The sequence below is a fragment of the Acidovorax sp. CF316 genome (assembly GCF_000276605.1).
Classification (GTDB): Bacteria; Pseudomonadota; Gammaproteobacteria; order Burkholderiales; family Burkholderiaceae_C; genus Acidovorax.
The window spans coordinates 53789-73061 of the sequence record NZ_AKJX01000124.1; the positions used below are offsets into that span (position 1 = coordinate 53789).

17 protein-coding genes are annotated in these 19273 nt (G+C 66.6%); 9 read left to right on the plus strand and 8 right to left on the minus strand.

The window, feature by feature from the left end; genetic code table 11:
• Positions 1-85: 85 nt before the first annotated feature.
• The 3 genes from ccsB to PMI14_RS15235 all read right to left on the minus strand — a co-directional run bounded on the left by ccsB (position 86) and on the right by PMI14_RS15235 (position 4376).
• Entirely contained in the window at positions 86-1426 is a 1341-nt protein-coding gene (gene ccsB, locus PMI14_RS15225; protein WP_007855804.1) for a c-type cytochrome biogenesis protein CcsB, read from the minus strand.
• On the minus strand, positions 1423-3576 hold the full coding sequence (locus PMI14_RS15230) for a cytochrome c biogenesis protein ResB (protein WP_007855805.1): 2154 nt from the start codon (positions 3574-3576) through the stop codon (positions 1423-1425). The genes ccsB and PMI14_RS15230 overlap by 4 nt, the downstream gene beginning before the upstream one ends.
• Positions 3577-3731: 155 nt before the next feature.
• Positions 3732-4376, minus strand: coding sequence for a cytochrome c (locus PMI14_RS15235; protein WP_035203946.1), 645 nt, complete (start codon positions 4374-4376; stop codon positions 3732-3734).
• A 76-nt stretch (positions 4377-4452) separates the two neighbouring features.
• Between PMI14_RS15235 and yihA the strand changes: the two genes are divergently transcribed.
• Together yihA and PMI14_RS15245 are read left to right on the plus strand one after the other, a co-directional pair.
• Positions 4453-5202, plus strand: a complete 750-nt coding sequence (gene yihA / locus PMI14_RS15240; protein ID WP_035203949.1) for a ribosome biogenesis GTP-binding protein YihA/YsxC — start codon at positions 4453-4455, stop codon at positions 5200-5202.
• 56 nt (positions 5203-5258) lie between these two features.
• Positions 5259-6179 carry an alpha/beta fold hydrolase gene (locus PMI14_RS15245; RefSeq protein WP_035203977.1) on the plus strand — a complete coding sequence of 307 codons (921 nt, stop codon included), beginning with the start codon at positions 5259-5261 and terminating at the stop codon, positions 6177-6179.
• Here PMI14_RS15245 and PMI14_RS15250 read toward each other — a convergent pair.
• Together PMI14_RS15250 and PMI14_RS15255 are read right to left on the minus strand one after the other, a co-directional pair.
• Positions 6173-7039, minus strand: coding sequence for a lysophospholipid acyltransferase family protein (locus PMI14_RS15250; protein ID WP_007855810.1), 867 nt, complete (start codon positions 7037-7039; stop codon positions 6173-6175). The two genes, PMI14_RS15245 and PMI14_RS15250, sit on opposite strands and share 7 nt — an antisense overlap.
• Complete coding sequence (locus PMI14_RS15255) at positions 7036-7899, minus strand: lysophospholipid acyltransferase family protein (protein WP_007855811.1); 864 nt, start codon at positions 7897-7899, stop codon at positions 7036-7038. Before PMI14_RS15255 ends, PMI14_RS15250 begins: the two co-directional genes overlap by 4 nt.
• Positions 7900-8031: 132 nt before the next feature.
• On the opposite strand from PMI14_RS15255, the gene metK reads away from it, so the two are divergent.
• From metK to PMI14_RS15270, 3 genes are all read left to right on the plus strand, one after another.
• The gene (gene metK / locus PMI14_RS15260; RefSeq protein WP_007855814.1) at positions 8032-9213 is read left to right on the plus strand and encodes a methionine adenosyltransferase; all 1182 of its coding nucleotides are present in this window, start codon (positions 8032-8034) and stop codon (positions 9211-9213) included.
• Positions 9214-9418: 205 nt separating this feature from the next.
• Positions 9419-9604 (plus strand): DUF1328 domain-containing protein, encoded by a 186-nt coding sequence (locus tag PMI14_RS15265; RefSeq protein ID WP_007855816.1) that lies wholly within the window; start codon positions 9419-9421, stop codon positions 9602-9604.
• 66 nt (positions 9605-9670) lie between these two features.
• On the plus strand, positions 9671-10126 hold the full coding sequence (locus tag PMI14_RS15270; RefSeq protein WP_007855818.1) for a hemerythrin domain-containing protein: 456 nt from the start codon (positions 9671-9673) through the stop codon (positions 10124-10126).
• Positions 10127-10154: 28 nt separating this feature from the next.
• Here PMI14_RS15270 and PMI14_RS15275 read toward each other — a convergent pair whose 3' ends face one another.
• Entirely contained in the window at positions 10155-11396 is a 1242-nt protein-coding gene (locus PMI14_RS15275) for a diguanylate cyclase (RefSeq protein WP_007855821.1), read from the minus strand.
• A 303-nt stretch (positions 11397-11699) separates the two neighbouring features.
• Between PMI14_RS15275 and PMI14_RS15280 the strand changes: the two genes are divergently transcribed.
• The 4 genes from PMI14_RS15280 to PMI14_RS15295 are packed head-to-tail and all read left to right on the plus strand — an operon-like array spanning position 11700 to position 16538.
• Positions 11700-12554 carry a hypothetical protein gene (locus PMI14_RS15280; protein WP_007855822.1) on the plus strand — a complete coding sequence of 285 codons (855 nt, stop codon included), beginning with the start codon at positions 11700-11702 and terminating at the stop codon, positions 12552-12554.
• A gap of 9 nt (positions 12555-12563) precedes the next feature.
• Positions 12564-13754 carry a nicotinate phosphoribosyltransferase gene (gene pncB, locus PMI14_RS15285; RefSeq protein ID WP_007855823.1) on the plus strand — a complete coding sequence of 397 codons (1191 nt, stop codon included), beginning with the start codon at positions 12564-12566 and terminating at the stop codon, positions 13752-13754.
• Positions 13755-13773: 19 nt separating this feature from the next.
• Positions 13774-15474: an NAD+ synthase gene (locus PMI14_RS15290; protein WP_007855825.1), complete on the plus strand. Its 1701-nt coding sequence runs from the start codon at positions 13774-13776 to the stop codon at positions 15472-15474.
• 14 nt (positions 15475-15488) lie between these two features.
• On the plus strand, positions 15489-16538 hold the full coding sequence (locus PMI14_RS15295) for a bifunctional nicotinamide-nucleotide adenylyltransferase/Nudix hydroxylase (protein WP_007855828.1): 1050 nt from the start codon (positions 15489-15491) through the stop codon (positions 16536-16538).
• A 57-nt stretch (positions 16539-16595) separates the two neighbouring features.
• Here the strand turns inward: PMI14_RS15295 and PMI14_RS15300 are convergent, their stop codons facing one another.
• Positions 16596-18659, minus strand: coding sequence for a bifunctional diguanylate cyclase/phosphodiesterase (locus PMI14_RS15300; RefSeq protein ID WP_007855829.1), 2064 nt, complete (start codon positions 18657-18659; stop codon positions 16596-16598).
• Between the two features lie 202 nt (positions 18660-18861).
• On the minus strand, positions 18862-19273 hold a 412-nt coding region (locus PMI14_RS15305), incomplete at its 5' end, for a methyl-accepting chemotaxis protein (RefSeq protein ID WP_007855830.1).

Genomic DNA, 19273 nt, shown 5'->3' on the forward strand with positions numbered 1-19273 from the left:
GTTCGTTCCAGATACGGATCAGGTTACACCGTGGATGCGATATTTGCAGAAACTCGGCCCCACAGTCCCACGTCGCGCAGAGGTCCTACAAGGTGCCGTAGCTGTGCAGCCCGCTCAGGAACATGTTGACCCCGAGGAAGGCAAAGGTCGTGACCGCCAGGCCCACCAGGGCCCACCAGGCCGACACCGTGCCGCGCAGGCCCTTCATGAGACGCATGTGCAGCCAGGCCGCGTAGTTGAGCCAGACGATCAACGCCCAGGTTTCCTTCGGGTCCCAGCTCCAGTAGCCGCCCCAGGCCTCGGCCGCCCACAGCGCCCCCAGCACCGTGGCAATGGTGAAGAAGGCAAAACCCACGGCGATGGACTTGTACATCACGTCGTCCAGGATCTCAAACGAGGGCAGGCGCTCGGCGATGCGCTTGCGCCCCAGCAGGATGCCGGCCACGATCAGCGCCGAGATGCCGAAGTACACCATCCAGTAGCCGCCGCCATTCTCGGTGGCGCCCTGGCGGAACACGATGGGCTCGAAGCACAGCACCACGCCCAGCAGCCACAGCGGCGCCAGCTTGTACCAGCGCGTTTCGGTCGCCTGCTGCTTGATCAGGTAGGCAAAGGCCACCATGGCCGACAAAGCGAAGGTGCCGTAGCCGATGAAGTTGGCCGGCACATGCAGCTTCATCCACCAGCTCTTGAGGGCCGGCACCAGGGGCTGGATCTCGTGCGCCTCGCGCACCACCGTGTACCACAGCAGAAAGCCCACGGCTGCGCTCACCACCAGCATCACGAAGCCGCCCAGCGCGCGCGTCCTGTACTGTGCTTCGTAGTACAGGTAGAAGGCCGCCGTCATCCAGCAGAACAGCACGAACACCTCGTACAGGTTGCTCACCGGGATGTGGCCAATGTCCGGGCCGATCAGGTAGCTCTCGTACCAGCGCACCAGGGTGCCGATCAGCGCCATGCCCACGGCCACCCATGCCAGGCGCGAGCCGATCAGGTTCATCGCATGCCCCTCGCCGCGCGCGAACATGCCGATCCAGTAGAACGCCGTGCTCATGAAGAACAGCACGCTCATCCACAGAATGGCCGACTGGCTCGACAGGAAGTACTTGAGCCAGAACACCGTGTCCGCGCGCGCCAGGCTGCCAGCCCCGTCCACCTGGTACAGGCCGATGGCCATCAGCGCCACCGCGGACACCACCAGCATCAAGGTGCGCAGCGGTCGCCAGAACCAGCCCAGCCAAATGGCAGAAGGAATCGTGCCCAGCAGGATGCCCTTCTCATAGCCATCCATGAAACTGCCATAGCGCTGCAGAGCAAACAGCCCGCCTGCCACCACGATGGCGGCAAAGGCCCAGTCCAGCCAGTTGCGGCGGGAGAAATACCCCTCGTTCAGGGTGATCGTGGTGTTGCGGGTGGCCGTGTTCATGGGTTGCCTTGCAGGGGCTTGGCCCCGATCAGTTTTTCTGCGAGTTCCACGAACTCGTTGTCTCCGTCCATGGTCTTGCGGTTGGTCGAGAGTGCCATCATGGCATGCGTCTTGTCCCCCTGCGGCGCCACCCAGACCCAGATCCGGCGTTCGCGAATGTAGAGCATGGCAAAAACCCCCAGAATGAGCAAGGCACAGCCCAGGTAGACGATGTTCCTGCCGGGCGCGCGGGCCACCTGGAACACGCTGGCCTGCACCTGCGTGAAATCCTTGAGCTCGAAGGCAATGGCCGCCGGGTAGATCTGCACGTCGCTGAGCGACAGCACGGCCTGCGTCATGAAGCCGCGCGTCTTGTCGTCCGGCAGCATGGGCTGCAGGCCGGCGTTCTTGCGCGAGAGTTGCGCCAGCTCGAACAGGGTGCCGTTCAGGATGCGGATCAGCACCTCGCCCGCCCGGCCGCGCTCGGCCTCCGGCACGTTGGACTCCATGAAGTCCGAGATCGCCTGCAGCCCGCCTGTGGGCTTGCCATCGACGGTGCCATTGCCGGCAAACAAGGCCAGCGCGCGCATGGCCGATTGCGCCAGCTGCTCACCCACGTCGGGGCGCGAGGGGTCGATGGCCTGCGCGACATAGCTGCGCACGGCCTGCTCGCGTGCCGCCGGGTCGGCCAGTGCGGCGCGCAGGCGCAGGAAACCGTCCATACCGCCCTGGTCGTCGGTCGGTATGCGCAGGTAGCGGAAGGCATCTGCCGGCGTTTCGCGCACACCCAGCAGGTACACCGGCACGCCGTCGCCGGTGTCCACGGGCAGCATGTAGTTGTGGAACTCGCGCGCCTGGCCCGCCGCATCGCGCAGCTTGTAGCTCACGCTCGGGCCCACGTTGCGCAACTCCTTCTTGGTCACGGTCTTGTTGGCAGCGCCCAGGCGCGACTCCACGGCCTCGCGCAGGTCCACCTTGCGCACATCCACGCCCGTCGCGCCGGGTCCGGCACCGCCGAAATTCTCGACGTTGATGGTGCGCAGCGCTGTGAACTCCAGCGTCATGGTGTCGCTGCCCGGCATGCCGCCCTTGTTGGTCAACTGGGTCGAGTCCCCCACCACACCCTCCACATCGAAGGCCTTGGCGCCCGGCACCATGGGCACGGCACGCAGCTTCAGGTGCGAGCCTCCATCGTCGAAACTCGATTGGTAGATCTCCACACCCTTGTAGCTGGCCGGGTGGTTCACCTCCACGCGGGCCGGCGTCTTCTCTCCCGTGGCCTTGTCGTGGATGATGATTTCGCTGGCAAACAGCTTGGGCATGCCCGTGGAGTAGTGCTCCACGATGAATTTCTTGAGCTCGATGGCAAACGGCAGCTCCTGCAGCAGCACGCCGTCGGACTGGTTGAGCAATGCGATGCTCGACTGCGTGCCCTCGGCTACCAGCAGGTTGCCGCGGAAGGTGGGGTTGCGCTCGGACAGCCGGTGCTCGGGCTTCACGTCGGCGATCAGGCCGCCGCCGGCATACGGCGTCTTGCCACCCAGCAGCATCTGCGCGCGCACGATCAGGTCGCCATCAAGCAGCCCCCCCACGCACACCAGCACGATGGCGCTGTGCGCCGCGATGTAGCCGATCTTGTTGGCTGCGCCGGCCTTGGCGGCCACCATCCAGCCGGTGCCGACACCGGCCGGCGTGTCGCGCTGCTGCAGGCGCACCTTCCAGCCGCCGCCGGCCAGCAGGGTACCGATGCGTTTCGCCTCGGCCTCGGGGCCCTCGGGCAGCTCGGCCTCGGCCTTGTGGTGGAAGGCCTTGAGACTCTGCTCGCGGATGTTCTCCTTGTAGACGCGCAGGTCCACCAGGATCTTGGGGGTGTTGCGCGCAATGCACAGCGAAGTGCTGAGCACCAGGAACGCCAGGATCAGCAGGAACCACCACGCGCTGTACACCGCATTGAGCTGGATGGCACCGAACAGTGTGGCCCAGAACGGGCCGAACTGGTTCACATAGTTCGCCGCCGGCTCGTGCTGCTTGAGCACGGTGCCGATCACCGAGGCAATGCAGATCACCGTCAGCAGCGAGATGGCGAACCGCATCGAGGACAGCATCTCGATCACGGCGCGCAGGGCCTTGGAGCCGTACTGGACGCGAACGCCTTGGGTGTTGTCAGACATGGGGGAGAGCAAAGGGGCGGCGAGGCAGGCAAAGAAAAAAGGACGGGGCCATCGGCTCGATGGACCCGCCCTTTTTGGGTTTGTTATTGGCGGTTGGTTCCGTGCAGCCCGTGCTATGTGGGCCGCACTTGATGAAGATCAGTCAATCGTTCGAATCAACGCAGGCCGGCGATGTAGTCCGCCACAGCCTTGATCTCGCGGTCGTTCAGCTTGGCGGCCACCTGCGTCATCTGCAGGCTGTTGCCGCGCTTGCCGTCGCGGAAGGCGACAAGCTGTGTGGCCGTGTAGTCGGCATGCTGGCCGGACAGGCGTGGGTACTGGGCCGGGATGCCGGCACCGTTGGGGCTGTGGCAGCCGGCGCAGGCCGCGATCTGGCGGTCGGCAATGCCGCCGCGGTAGATGCGCTCGCCCAGGGAGACCAGGGCCTTGTCCTTGGCGAAGCCGGGCTTGGCCGCCTTGGCCGTCACCCAGTAGGCGATGTTCTTCATGTCCTCGTCCGACAGGGCCATGGCAAAGCCCTTCATCACGGGATCGTTGCGCTTGCCGGACTTGAACTCCTGCAACTGCTTGACCAGGTACTCGGGATGCTGTGCCGACAGCTTGGGGTTGGCGGCGATGGCAGAGTTGCCGTCCGCGCCATGGCAGGCCGCGCACACCGCCGTGAAGCTGGCCTCGCCCTTGACCAAGTCAGGCTTGGCAGCCGCCTTGGTTGGCGCAGCGGGTGTCTCGCCCGCGGAAAAAGCCGGAAAAGCAGGTGCTGCCAGCACGGCAGCCATCAGCATAGAGGCGAGCAACTTCATATCGAGGGTCTGTATGTTTATGTGCGCAAAATCTCCGCGATTCTACAATGAGGCCCCACTAGCATCTCAACTTCTCATGACGACCACCCCTATCGCGCCAGTTGCTGGCTCTCTTCCGCCTGCACCCGACGCCAAGATCGCCATGGGTTGGATGCACACGGCCAGGTTCCTGACCACGGCGGCGCAACTGCACCACCTGCCCCCCATCACGGTGCCCGAGATTGCATTCGTGGGCCGTTCCAATGCAGGCAAATCCACCTGCATCAACACGCTGACGCAGCAAAAGCAGCTCGCATTCGCCTCCAAGAAGCCCGGCCGCACCCAGCACATCAACCTGTTCTCCTTGGGAAAACAGGGCGTGATGGACGCCGTGCTGGCCGATCTGCCGGGCTACGGCTATGCCGCCGTCTCGCGCTCGGACAAGGTGCGCTGGCAGCAGGTGATGGTCAATTACCTGGTCAGCCGCCCGGGCCTCACGGGCATCGTGCTGCTGTGCGACCCCCGCCTGGGCCTCACCGAACTCGACGAAGCCCTGCTCGAAGCGGTGCGCCCCCGGGTCGAAGAGGGCCTGAAATTCCTCATCGTGCTCACCAAGGCCGATAAGCTCACGCGCGCCGAGCAAGCCAAGGTGCTGTCGATTACGCGACTGCAGGCCGGCGGCGGCGAGGTCAAGATGTTCTCTGCCCTGAAGAAACAGGGCGTGGACGAGGTGGCCCAGCTGCTGTGGCAATGGGCCCACCCCCTGCCCGGCGCCGAGCCGACTCCTGGCGATGCCCCTGTGCCTGGCGCTGCCGAAGCCGACGACCAGGAACCCGAGGAAGATTGAGCGCCAACGCTGGTCCCATGAGCGCTGGCAGCTACCCCAACGATAGCAACAGCGCCATGATCCAGACCCGCAACCTCACCCTGCCCCACGGCACCACACTGCAGTACCGCGAAAGCGGCGCCGCCGGCCGGCCCGTGCTGCTGTTGCTGCACGGCTTTCCCGAAGGCGCCTTCATCTGGGACGCCATGCTGGCCCATTTCGCACAGCCCGAAAATGGCGGCTACCACTGCGTGGCGCCGTACCTGCGCGGATTCGGCGAGTCCAGCAGCCCCGGGGAGGTGGAGGCCTACCGGGCCAAATATCTGGTGCAGGACCTCGTGGCCCTGGTCGCAGCAGTGAGCCCTGACCAACCCCTTGAATGCCTGGTGGCCCACGACTGGGGCGGCGCCGTGGCCTGGAACCTGGCGAACCAGCAGCCGCAGCTCATGCGGCGGCTGGCCATCGTCAACTCGCCCCACCCCGGCACCTTTTTGCGCGAGCTGCAGCACAACCCGGCGCAGCAGGCCAACAGCCAGTACATGCACTTCCTGTGCCGGCCCGATGCCGAGGCCCTGCTGGCCGAGAACGATTTCGCGCGCCTGTTCGCATTCTTCGACGACCCCGAAGGCCGCGCCCCCGCCTGGCTGACCGAGGAGGTGCGCGCCCAGTACCGCACCCTGTGGCGCCAGGGCCTCACCGGGGCCTGCAACTATTACCGCGCCAGCCCTTTGCGCCCGCCACGCGGCGACGACAACACCATCGCCGGCATCAGCCTGCCCGACAGCATGCTGACCGTCTCCATCCCCACCCTGGTGGTCTGGGCGATGCAGGACCCGGCCCTGCTGCCCGGCCTGCTCGACGGCCTGGAAGGCTGGATCCCGCAGCTGCAGATCGACCGGATCGAGGCTGCCTCGCACTGGGTGGTGCACGAACAAACTGAGCGGGTCATGACTGCGCTCGGGCGCTTTCTTCGAGGGGCCCCGGCCCCCAGTCAATAGATGGAGGGATCCCCTTCGGGCCTTGTCTTGAAGCGTTTGTGCACCCAGTAGTACTGGCCGGGCGACACATCGATGTACGACTGCAGGTTGCGGTTCATCAGCGCAGTGTCGGCCTCGGCGTCGTCCGTCGGGTAGCCCGGCCAGGCGGGCGACAGCTCGGCGACATAGCCCGTGGGCGTGATGCGCGTGACCATGGAGATCACCTTGGCGCGGCCCAGCCGCGCAAAGCGCGAGAGCGATGGCACCGTGGCCGCCGTCACGCCGTAGAACGGCACGAACAGGGAATCGTTGCGCCCGAAGTCCATGTCGGGCAGCAGGTACAGCAGGCCCCCCTTGCGCAGCCCGCTCAGGATGGGCTTGACGCCATCGCCGCGGTTGAGCATGCGCACATTGCCAAAACGCTGGCGTCCGTTGCGGATCCACATGTCCACCGCCGGGTCGGGCTGGGGCGTGAAGATGGAGGTGAAGGCACGGTCGGTGTGCAGGGTCAGCGCCGAGCCCCCCGCGTCCATGCCATAGAAATGCGGCGCGAAGATGATGGTGGGCGTGTCGCCCAGCAGCTCGTCCAGCGCGCCAGTCAACTTCACGCGGTCGAGCACCACCTCGCGCGGTGCAAACCACAGCCAGCTGCGGTCCAGCCAGGTCTGGCAAAAGCCCACGAAGCTCTCGCGCGCCCATTGGCGGCGCTGGGCTTCGGTGAACTCCGGAAAGCACAGCGCCAGGTTGCGCAGCGCCACCCTGCGCCGCGGCGCCGCCAGCAGATACAGCGCCTGGCCGATCAGCCAGCCCATGCCCCGCAGCACCCCCAGCGGCAGCAAGGCCAGCACGCGCATGAACCACACCCCCAGGCGGCCGGTCATGCGGCGCCTCCGGCGGGCGCGGGCGCAGCGGCCTCCACGCGGGGCTGCTTGTAGCGGCCGTAGCCCCACAGGTACTGGCCAGGGGATTGTCGTATCAGGTGTTCCATGGCCTGGTTGATCTGCAGCAGTGCTGCGTCGGTGTCCTGCGCCAGCGGGGCGGCGGGCAGGGGTTCGAAATGCACCACGTAGCCACGGCCCCGGGGCAGGCGTTCGCAGCGCGCCAGGACCACCGCCGCACCCGTCTGGTGGGCCAGGCGCACGGCCAGCGTCATGGTGTAGGCGTCCTCGCCGAAGAAAGGGCTCCACTGGCCCTGGCCCTGTGGCGGCACCTGGTCGGGCAGCAGGCCCACGGCCTCGCCACGGCGCAGCGCCTTGATCATCTGGCGCACGCCCGAGAGGTTGGTGGGTACCGCCTGCATGCCGGGCCGGTTGCGGGCCGTCTCCATCACCTTGGCCAGCCAGGGCTGGCGTGCGGGGCGGTAGAGCACGGTGATGGGGCCATGCTCGGCACTCCAGCGCTGTGCAGCCGCCTGGGCCGAGAACTCGAAACAGCCCAGGTGGGGCGTGAGGTACAGGATGCCGCGGCCCTGGGCATAGGCGGCCTCCACGCAGGCCCCGCCCTCGATGCGAAACGGCAGCGGCGCCCCCAGCCACAGACGCGGCAGCTCGGCCACCATGCGACCCGCATGGCCTACGGCAGCGCTCACCTCGCCAAAGCGATAGCCGGCCCGCGCCGCATTGGCGCGAAAGCGCCCGCGGTAGACCGGAGAGGCCAGAAAAGCCACCCAACCCATGGCGGCGCCCAGGCCGTGGAGCAGCCACAGCGGGAACACGGAAAAGAGACGAAACAAAGATGGCATTAAAATGACGGGGTCGCTGAGTTAAATGAGCAACTTGCAGGGCGACGGTAAATAAATCTGCTAAAGCGTTCGCCAAAGCTCCTTCGGGGTGAGGGCAACGCCCCAAATGCCGGAACACAGGAGTTTATTCAAATGGCGAACGACTTTCTCTTTACCTCGGAATCCGTCTCCGAAGGCCACCCCGACAAGGTGGCAGACCAGATCTCGGACGCGATCCTCGATGCCATCTTCAAGCAGGACCCCCGCAGCCGCGTTGCCGCCGAAACGCTGACCAACACCGGCCTCGTGGTGCTGGCTGGCGAAATCACGACCAACGCCCACGTGGACTACATCCAGGTGGCGCGCGACACCATCAAGCGCATCGGCTACGACAACACCGACTACGGCATCGACTACAAGGGCTGCGCCGTGCTCGTGGCCTACGACAAGCAATCGAACGACATCGCCCAGGGCGTGGACCAGGCCAGCGACGACCACCTGAACACCGGTGCCGGTGACCAGGGCCTGATGTTCGGCTACGCCTGCGACGAAACGCCCGAGCTGATGCCCGCGCCGATCTACTACGCGCACCGCCTCGTGGAACGCCAGGCACAGTTGCGCAAGGACGGCCGCCTGCCCTTCCTGCGCCCCGATGCCAAGAGCCAGGTCACCATGCGCTACGTGGACGGCAAGCCCCACAGCATCGACACCGTGGTGCTCTCCACCCAGCACCACCCCGACCAGAGCGAAACCGCCAAGACGATGAAGAAGAGCTTCATCGAGGCCGTGATCGAAGAGATCATCAAGCCCGTGCTGCCCAGCGAGTGGCTCAAGGACACCAAGTACCTGATCAACCCCACCGGCCGCTTCGTCATCGGCGGCCCGCAAGGCGACTGCGGCCTGACCGGCCGCAAGATCATCGTCGACACCTACGGCGGCGCCTGCCCCCACGGTGGTGGTGCCTTCAGCGGCAAGGACCCAACGAAGGTGGACCGTTCGGCCGCCTACGCCGCCCGCTACGTGGCCAAGAACATCGTCGCCGCCGGACTGGCCCGCCAGTGCCAGATCCAGGTGGCCTATGCCATCGGCGTGGCGCGCCCCATGAACGTGACCGTCTACACCGAAGGCACGGGCGTGATCCCCGACGACAAGATCGCCGCACTGGTGCAGGAGCATTTCGACCTGCGCCCCAAGGGCATCATCCAGATGCTGGACCTGCTGCGTCCGATCTACGAAAAGACCGCCGCCTACGGCCACTTCGGCCGCGAAGAGCCTGAGTTCACTTGGGAGAAGACCGACAAAGCCGCGGTGCTGCGCGCCGCAGCCGGGCTGTAACTCAGCGAGCGTGCGCCCCAGGGCGCGCATCGAACAAAAGCCGCAGCGCTCACCGCGCTGCGGCTTTTTTCATTGGCAATGCCGGCGCATCGGCACTCTCCTACACCCTTATCCCGCACTTGCCGACGGCCCCGGCACGTGCGCCCCGGTATCGTTCCATCTCACCCTTTCGCAGCACACGCTGCTTCCACTGCAAGGAACCGCCATGCTCAAGTACGCCATCATCTTCGCCCTGATTTCGCTGGTTGCCGGTGCCCTGGGCTTCACCGGTGTGGCCGCAGGTACTGCCGGTATCGCCAAGGTACTGTTCGTGCTGTTCCTGGTGCTGGCCGTGCTCTTCGTGGTGCTGGCCGCGGTCGGCGTGGGTGCCGCCCGCAAGGCGCTCAAATAACAGGCGCAGCTTCCCCGCAGGGGCCTGTGCCCCTGCAGCCCCAAAAGAGAAATGAGAGGGAACGCCATGAGCCAACAAAACATCTTCGAAGCCCTGCGCGAGAGCCATGAGCTGCAGCGCGACATGTACCGCCGCCTGACCGAGACCAGTGGCGATACGCCCGAGCGGCAGGAATTGTTCACGCGGCTCAAGGCCGAGCTGGCAGCCCACGAACTGGCCGAAGACCGCAACTTCTATGCACCGCTGATGCAGCTCGATGCTGGCATGGACCTGTCGCGCCACGCGATTTCGGAGCACCACCAGATCGATGAGCTGGTGGAATCACTGGAGAAGGCCGACCCGGCCACCCCTGCCTGGCTGCCCCTGGCGAAAAAACTGGCCGAGAAGGTGGAGCACCACCTCCAAGAAGAGGAACACCGCTTCTTCCAGATGGCCGGCAAGTTGCTGACCGAAAAGCAGAAGACGTCCCTCGCCGGCGATTACCTGACCGACTACGACGAGGCCAAGGCTGCCACGGCCTGATGGGCCCGCAGCGCCCCGCTGCGCAGCTTCAGACCGCGTCCTTGGCCTGCACCACGCAGTTACGGCCGCTGGACTTGGCCACGTACAGAGCCGTATCCGCACGCTTGATCAGCGCATGCGCATCTTCCACCTGGTTCCAGGTGGCCACACCGAAGCTGGCGCTCACATGGCCTACCGAGTCGAAGGGCACGGTGGCAATGCGCGCGCGCACGGCCTCGGCCATGGCCATGGCGGCGTCCACCGGCGTTTCCTTGAGCAGCAGGATGAACTCTTCGCCACCGAAGCGCGCCGCGCAGTCGGAGGAGCGCAGCAGTTCGCGCACCCGCAATGCCGTGGCCTTGAGCACCACGTCGCCCGAATCGTGCCCGAAGGTGTCGTTGATGCGCTTGAAGAAGTCGATGTCGAACATCACCACCGACAGGCTGCTCTTCCTGATGCGCGTGTCGGCCATCTCGGCTTCCAGCCGCTCGAAGAACTTGCGGCGGTTCACCAGGTCGGTCAGGAAGTCCTTGGTGGCCAGGTCTTCGAGCTTGCGGTTCAGGCGCGCCATGGGCTCGATCACCAGCGACGACAGCGACAGGTTCAGCACCGCGAACAGCAGCAGAAAGCTGCCGGCCAGCGCCGTCATCACCGTGTTGAAGGTCGTGCGCGCCTTCTCCAGCGGGTAGAACATGGGCACCCGCACCACCTGGATGCCGATGGTTTCGTTCATCTGCCAGCCAAAGCCGTTCTTGTCGCCGTAGACCTTGAGCATCGTGGGCGGCGCAGCGGCAGGCGTGCTGTGGCAGGCCAGGCATTGCGGCTGCTTGATGGTGATGGGGCGGGCCACGTAGAGCGTGCGGTGCATGCCCTCGCCCACCTCGCCCGTCACTTCCTTCTTGAGGTCGGCCCGGCCTTCGCGGAAGTCCTTGACGATGCGTTCTTCCCACTCGTTGGCACGGTCGCGCAGGTTGGTGGGGTTGAGCACCGCCTCCTTGTACTCATAGCCGGGGAAGCGGCTCTGCAACCGGCGCAGCGTTTCGGTGGCGGCAAAGGCCGGCACCGTCTGCGGCAGGAACTGCTCGGCCAGCGTCACGTCAAGATGCGGCTTGACCAGCTCGGTCGTGTAGTCGCGGATGGCCATGGCCGCGTGCATCATGAGCTGCGAGTTGTGCTGCACCTCCTCGATGGCCGTCTTCTGCAGGAAGCGGTGCACGTACAGGCCTGTGCCTGCCGCTGCCACCAGCAGCACGCAGGCCAGCACCAGATTGAATTTGAGCCGCAATGACATGAATATCCCTTGTCGCCGACTGTAGTCAGCATGTATGGCGGATGGCAAGCAAACCTTGGCAGCCCGCGGCGCACCCCATCGTGGTTGTGTCCCGCCCACCCTGGCCCCGAAAGGCCCGTTGCAAGGGGACACAAAGTTTTCGTTTGTGCCAGATTTCAGGCCCGCGGTCCAATGAAATACGCCCGGCGCGCCCGCCACAGTGCGAAATGCGCCCACTCCACCTAGCGCCATGGAGCATCGACATCTTAGTTGCACAATTAAATTAACCGAATTACACTGCGGCCACAGACAAGGAGAAGAGCCATGGCACACAGCAACCAGCTTCTGGTGATCGACCCGCAAAACGACTTCTGCGACCTGCCCGCCGCGTGGCAGCCCATCGACCCGGTCACGGGCCTGCGCACCGCCCCCTCGCTGCCGGTAGCGGGCGCCCATGCCGACATGCAGCGAACAGCGGCCTTCATTCAAGCCCACGGCGCAGCGCTCGACGGCATCACCACCACCCTCGACTCGCACCAGCAGTTCGACATCGCCCACCCCGGCTACTGGCAGCAGGCCGACGGGCGGGCCGTGGCGGCCTTCACCCCCATCACTGCGGCGCAGGTGCGCGCCGGCTCTTTCGTGCCCCGCAACGGCGCCCTGCTGCAACGCACCCTGCAGTACCTCGATGCCCTGGAGCAGCAAGGCCGCTACACGCTGATGGCGTGGCCCGTGCACTGCGAGATCGGCAGCTGGGGCCATGGCGTGCACGCCGATGTGCTGGCCGCCTGCAGTGCATGGCAGCTGCAGCGCCAGCGCGCCGTGCACAACGTCTTCAAGGGCACCAACCCCTTCACCGAGCACTACAGTGCCATCGAGGCCGAGGTGCCCGATGCGGACGACCCCGGTACGGCCCTCAACACCCGGCTGCTCGCAGCGCTGGGCGCCGCCGACCGGCTGTTCATCGCCGGCGAGGCCAGCAGCCACTGCGTGCGCGCCACCACCGAGCACATCGTGCATCACCTGCCCCGGTTGCAGCCGGGCTGGACGCCTGAGCGCATCACCCTGCTGACCGACTGCATGAGCCCGGTGGGCGGCTTCGAGGCCCAGCACACCACGTTTCTCGACGCCATGCGCGCCCAAGGCGTGCAGCTGGCCAGCAGCACCGACGATTTCTGAGGAGTTTCCATGTCCGACCACGTCATCCACAGCCTGCTCGATACCGACCTCTACAAGTTCACCATGTGGCAGGCCCTGCTGCACGGCCACCCGCAGACGCAGAGCGAGTACCGTTTCGTCTGCCGCAACCAGAGCGCCTACCCGCTCACCGAACTGCTGGACGAGGTGAACGCCGAACTCGACCACCTGTGCACGCTGCGCTTTGCCCCCGACGAGTTGGCCTACGTGGGCGGCTTGCGCTACATCAAGAGCGACTTCATCGACTTCCTGCGCATCTTCCAGTTCCAGCGCAGCTTCATCGAGGCGTCGGCAGTGGACGGCCAACTGCACATCGTGGCGCGCGGCCCGCAGGTGCATGTGATGGGCTTCGAGATCTTCGTGCTGGCCATCGTCAACGAGCTGTATTTCCGGCGCTTCGACCCCGCCGCGGCGCTGGCCGAAGGGCGCCGCCGCCTGGCCGCCAAGGTGCTGACGCTCAAGGATCTGGCACAGCAGGCCACGCTGCGCCACCCCTTCGAGCTGTTCGACTTCGGCCTGCGCCGGCGCTACAGCGGTGCCTGGCAGCGCGAGGTGGTGCAGACTTTCGCGCGCGAAACACCGCAATGGTTCAAGGGCACCTCCAACGTGCTGCTGGCCCGCGACCTGGGCCTGGTGCCCATCGGCACGATGGCGCACGAATACCTGCAGACCTACCAGGCCCTGGGCGTGCGGTTGCGCGACTTCCAGAACACGGCCCTCGAAGAGTGGGTGCAGGAGTACCGCGGCGACCTCGGCATCGCGCTGACCGACACCGTGGGCATGGACGCCTTCCTGGCTGACTTCGACCTTTACTTCGCCAAGCTGTTCGACGGCCTGCGCCACGACTCGGGTGACCCGGTGGCCTGGGGCGAGAAGGCCCTGGCCCACTATGCACGGCTGCGCATCGATGCACACACCAAGCGCCTGGTGTTCTCCGACGGGCTCACCCTGCCGCGCGCCCTGGCGCTGTACCAGCACTTCGGCGACCGCACGCAGCTGGGCTTTGGCATCGGCACCAACCTGACCAACGACATGGGGCAGACGCCGCTGAACATCGTGATGAAGCTCACGCGCGCCAACGGCCAGCCCGTGGCCAAGCTCTCGGACACGCCCGGCAAGACGCTGTGCGACGATGAGACCTTCCTGGCCTATCTCCGCCAGGTCTTCAACGTGAAGGCGTAGGCAACCCCGAGGATTTCCCATGCTCCGCATCACCCTTGCCCAACTCAACTTCACCGTCGGCGACATCGAAGGCAATGTCGCGCGCATGGTGGCTGCCGCACGGCAGGCCGCCAGCGAACAGGCCGACCTCGTGGTCTTCAGCGAACTCGCACTGTGCGGCTACTACCCGGGTGACATGCTCGACGAAGGCGCTTTCCAGCAGCGTGTGGCCGCAGGGCTGGCCGCGCTGCAGCAGGCCTCGGCCGAGCTGCCCGGCCTGCACTGGGTGGTGGGCGCCCCCACGCCCGCGCAGGGGCCCGGCAAGCGCCTGCACAACAGCCTGCTGGTGCTGCACGGCGGCGCAGTGCGGCTGCGCTATGCCAAGCAACTGCTGCCCACCTACAACATCTTCGACGAGCGCCGCCACTTCGAGCCCGGGCCCGATGTGGCCAAGGTGCTGCGCATCGGCAATGCCCAGGTGGGCCTCCTGATCTGCGAGGACGGCTGGAACGACAGCGGTGCCGACTACGCGACCAACCCCTTCGACCGCATGCGCGACGCGGCACCCGACCTGGTGGTGAGCATCAACGCCAGCCCCAGCCACATCGCCAAGCGCGAGCAGCGCCACCAGATCTTCGGCGATGCCTCGCGCCGCAACGGCCTGCCCATCCTGTATGTGAACCAGATCGGCGGGCACGACCAGATCGTGTTCGACGGCGCCTCGTTCGCGGTGGAGCCCGAGGCGGGCATCGTCTTCGAGGCCCGGCGCTTCGTGGAAGACGTGCGCACCCTGCAGTTCGACAACGGCCGCTTCCTCACCGCCGAAGGTGAGACGCCCGAAGCCGTCCCCGCACAGGGCCTGCCGACCATGGAGTTCTACCGCCAGCAGATCGTGCTGGGCCTGTCGGACTACGCGCGGCGCTGCGGCTTCAAGCAGGTGGTGGTCGGCAGCTCTGGCGGCATCGACAGCGCGCTCACGCTGGCGCTGGCCGCCCAGGCGCTGGGGCCCGAGAACGTGGTGGGCATCACCATGCCCTCGCGTTTTTCATCGAGCGGCTCGGTCGACGACTCGGTGGCCCTGTGCCGCAACCTGGGTGTGCAGTTGCTCACCCACCCCATCGCCGACCAGGTGGCCGCCTATGCGCAGCAGTTCGAGGCGAGCTTCGGCCAGGCCCTGCAAGGCCTGCCGCTCGAGAACCTGCAGGCGCGCATCCGCGGCACCGTGCTGATGGAGTACTCCAACGCCTTTGGCCACCTGCTGCTGACGACGGGCAACAAGTCGGAGATCTCCGTAGGCTACTGCACGCTGTACGGTGACACCAATGGAGGCCTGGGGCTGATCGGCGACCTGTACAAGACGGAGGTCTTCGCCCTCTCGCGCCACATCAACGCGCATGCCGGCCGCGAACTGATCCCGCAGGCCATCATCGACAAGGAGCCCTCGGCCGAGCTGGCCCCTAACCAGCGCGACGTGGACAGCCTGCCGCCCTACCCGGTGCTCGACGAGGTCCTCAAGATGCTCATCGAGGGCGACCGGCTGGCGCCTGCGGAGTACGATGCCGCCAACGCCTTCGTGCAGCAGCTGGAGCAGGGCGACGATGGACGCGCCCTGGTGCACCGGGTGCGCATGATGGTCGCCCGCAACGAATACAAGCGCCGCCAGGCGCCACCCATCGTGCGCGTGCGTGCGCGCGCCTTCGGCAGCGGCCGGCAGATGCCGATCGCTGCCCGCTACGTCTGATCCAATACAGTCCCATGTACGACACCGCCCTCTATATCGGCCGCTTCGAGCCCGTCCACCAGGGCCACATGGCCCTTTTGCAGCGCGCGCTCGACAGTGCCCGCAACGTCATCGTGGTCATGGGCTCGGCCTGGCAGGCCCGCTCGCCCAAGAACCCCTTCACCGCCGCCGAACGCGAGCAGATGCTGCGCGAGGCCCTGCCCGAAGCCGACCGCGCCCTCGTGCAGGTGCTGCCCGTGCGCGACTACTACAACGAAGCCGTTTGGGTGCAGGCCGTGCGCGAGGGCGTGGCCCGCATCGCACCCGGGGCCGGCCGCATCGGGCTGGTGGGGCACTTCAAGGACGCGACCAGCAGCTACCTGGGCGCCTTCCCGGGCTGGGAGCTGATCCATATGGAGCGCCAGGGCCGCATCGACGCCACCGCCATCCGCGATGCCTACTTCGGCGCCACACCGGCCACCGTGCGCACGGAACTGGACGACCTGCGCAGCGAGATGCCCGCGAGCACGCTGGTATTCCTGGAACGCTTTGCGCAGACGCCGCATTTCGAGGCCCTGCAGGAAGAATGGCGCATGCTGCGCCGCTACCGCGAGGCCTGGTCCGCAGCGCCCTACCCGCCGGTGTTCGTGACGGTGGACGCCGTGCTGCGCTGCCAAGACCATGTGCTGCTGATCCGCCGTGCCCATGCGCCCGGCAAGGGCCAGCTGGCCGTGCCCGGCGGCTTCATCGAGCAGCGCGAGACGGTGTGGCAGTCGTGCCTGCGCGAGCTGGTGGAAGAGACCCACTGCAATCTTCCCGAGGCCACCATGCGCGCCGCGCTGCAGGCCGTGGCCGTATTCGACCACCCCGACCGCAGCCAGCGCGGGCGCACGCTCACGCATGCGCACTATTTCGACCTGGGCCAGGCGCCCTTCCCCACCGTGCAGGCCGACGACGACGCCCAGCAGGTGCAGTGGACGCCGATTGCCGAGCTGGCAGGCATGGAAGAGGAGTTCTTCGAGGACCACTTCCACATGCTGGACCATTTTCTGCACCTCACCGACGCCCAGCGGCCGGCCAGGTGATGGTGCCGCTTCGGCCCTGGGAGCCCGGCGGGAAGCCGTTCACAGATTGAAGGTAGGTCAGGGCTGCTGGTGGGCGCGCAGCCAGTCCGTGAAGGCGCGCACCGGCATGGGCCGCGCGTACAGGTAGCCCTGGTACTGCGCGATGCCCCGCCGCGCCACCCAATCGAGCTGCTCCTGCGTCTCCACGCCTTCGGCCACGGCAGTGAGTTTCATCAGCGTGGAGAGCGAAACGATCAGCTCGGCCAGCGAGCGGTTGGCATCCGTGTCCTGGATGAAGGTCTTGTCGATCTTGAGGGTATGGACCGGAAAGCGCTGCAGGTAGGCCAGGTTGGAGTAGCCCGTGCCGAAGTCGTCCAGCGCAAGGGTCAGGCCCAGCGCCGACAGTTCACGCAGCACGCTCAGCACATGCTGGTCTTCGCCCAGCAGGATGGATTCGGTGATCTCCAGTTCCATGCGCGCGGGATTCACACCGGCCTGGCGCAGCACCGCGGTGATGTCGTGCAACAGGTCGGGCGAGGCGAACTGCCGGGGCGACAGGTTGACCGACACCACCAGGTCCCAGCCCTGTGCCACCCAGGCCACCTGCTGGTGCGCGGCCTGCGCCAGCACCCAGAGCCCCAGCTCGCCGATCAGACCGGTGGTCTCGCAGGCGGGAATGAAATAGGCAGGCGACACCAGGCCCAGGCGCGGGTGGTTCCAGCGCACGAGCGCCTCCACAGCGCGGATGGTGTTGGTGGCCACATCGACGCGGGGCTGGAAATACACCTCGAACTCCCCGCGCTCCAGCGCCTGGCGCAGTTCCTTTTCGAGCTCGGTGCGGCTGCGCACCGTCTCGGCCATGCGCCCGTCGAAGTACGCCAGGGTGTTGCGCCCGCGTTCCTTCGCCGCGTACATCGCCAGGTCGGCGTTGCGCAGCAGAATCTCGATGGTTTCGCCGTCTTGCGGGTACAACGCCACCCCGATGCTGGAGGTCATGCGCAGCTGCGTCCCGGCCACCGACAGCGGCACGGCCAGCGCGACGGAGATGCGCTCGTGCAGCGCATCCAGGTCCTCGCGGATGCGCGGCGAAGTCAGCAGCACCAGGAACTCGTCGCCCCCCCAGCGGGCCAGCACCTCGGTGCCATGCCGCGTGTGGCGCAGGCGCTGCGCCATGGTCACCAGCAGCTCGTCACCCGCGGCATGGCCCAGCGTATCGTTCACGTCCTTGAAGTGGTCCAGGTCGATGAGCAGCAAAGCCGCTTCCAGCGACTGGGCCCGGGCCTCCTCCATCGCGCGCGCAAAGCGCTGCGTGAAGTGGGCCCGGTTGGGCAGGCCGGTGAGCACGTCGTGCAGCGACTGGAAGTTGGCACGCTCCTCCGTGTGCTTGATGGCGCTGATGTCGGCCTCGCTCACCAGCACGGCCTCCTGGCCCGTGACGGCATCCTTGCAGCGGCGCGCCGACAGTTCGTGCCAGCGTTCGCCCAGGGGTGTGCGCACCGCCAGCGTGAGCGTGCCCACGCCATGCTGGTCCAGGCTGCGCGAGAGTGCGGCAAAGGCCGCTGTACTACCGATGCGGTCCTGCAGCCGCTCGCCCGGGCTGAGCACGGCGGCACGCGCGGCCGGGTTGCGGTAGAGCGCCGCACCGCTGGGGTGGTACAGGGTGATCATCACCGCCGTGTGCAGCAAGGCCTCCACGGAGCGCAGCGATTCGGGCGGCACCATGCCCACGGGCTCGGCCTCGCAGAGCATGCTCATGCGGCCATCGGGCAGGCGGTTCCCACTGAAACGCACGTTGAGCGAAACCGCCACGCCGCCGGGGTAGATGGTCCATTGCTCGTTGAAGCTGGCATCGGCCCGCAGCAGGAAGTCGCTCTGGTACTGGTCCAGCCGCCGTGCCACCGATTCGGACATGTCATGCCCCATGTCGCGCCCGCACAGCTCGGCCAGCGTGGTGGCATTCCACACGGCCAGCGCGGGGGTATTCGCCCAATGCACGCATTGGCCGTCGATGTCGAACACCCAGACCGGGCGTGACAACCACTCCAGGGCCGCGTAGCGCACGGCGCGCTCGGCCAGATCACTGCCGGACGGCAGGCGGTTTGCCGGCAGGCGCGCTGCCGGGGTGGGTGCCGACAGGCTCATGCCAGCCCGCAGCCCGGCATCAGGCGCGAGGACTGCGTGCGCAAAAGGGTCGGCAACAATCGGGCGGGCATCGACGGCAGATCGGCGGGGTCAAAAATCAAGCGCAGGTTGCGCCAGAAGCAATTGCTTGCATCTTCGCACACTCCTGTGATCGGCCCGCGTCGATCCGGTGGCGCTGGCCCCGTCGTTCCCGGTGCCTCGGTCAAGCCACGCGGAACTGGCCCACGGTCTGCGATAGGGCCACGGCCTGCTGGCTCAGCGACTGGGCCGCAGCCAGGGCCTCCTCGACCAGCGCAGCGTTCTGCTGCGTGCCCTGGTCCATCTGCGAGATGGCCTGGTTCACCTGGGCGATGCCGGCGCTCTGCTCGGCGCTGGCGGAGCTGATCTCTGCCACCATGGTGGTCACGTTCTTCACACCGTCGACCACCTCGCGCATGGTGGAGCCGGCCTGCTCCACGAGCTGGGTGCCTACGCCGACCTTGGCCACGGAGTCGTCGATCAGGCCCTTGATCTCCTTGGCAGCGGCGGCACTGCGCTGCGCCAGGCTGCGCACTTCGCTGGCGACCACGGCAAAGCCGCGGCCCTGCTCGCCCGCGCGCGCGGCTTCCACGGCG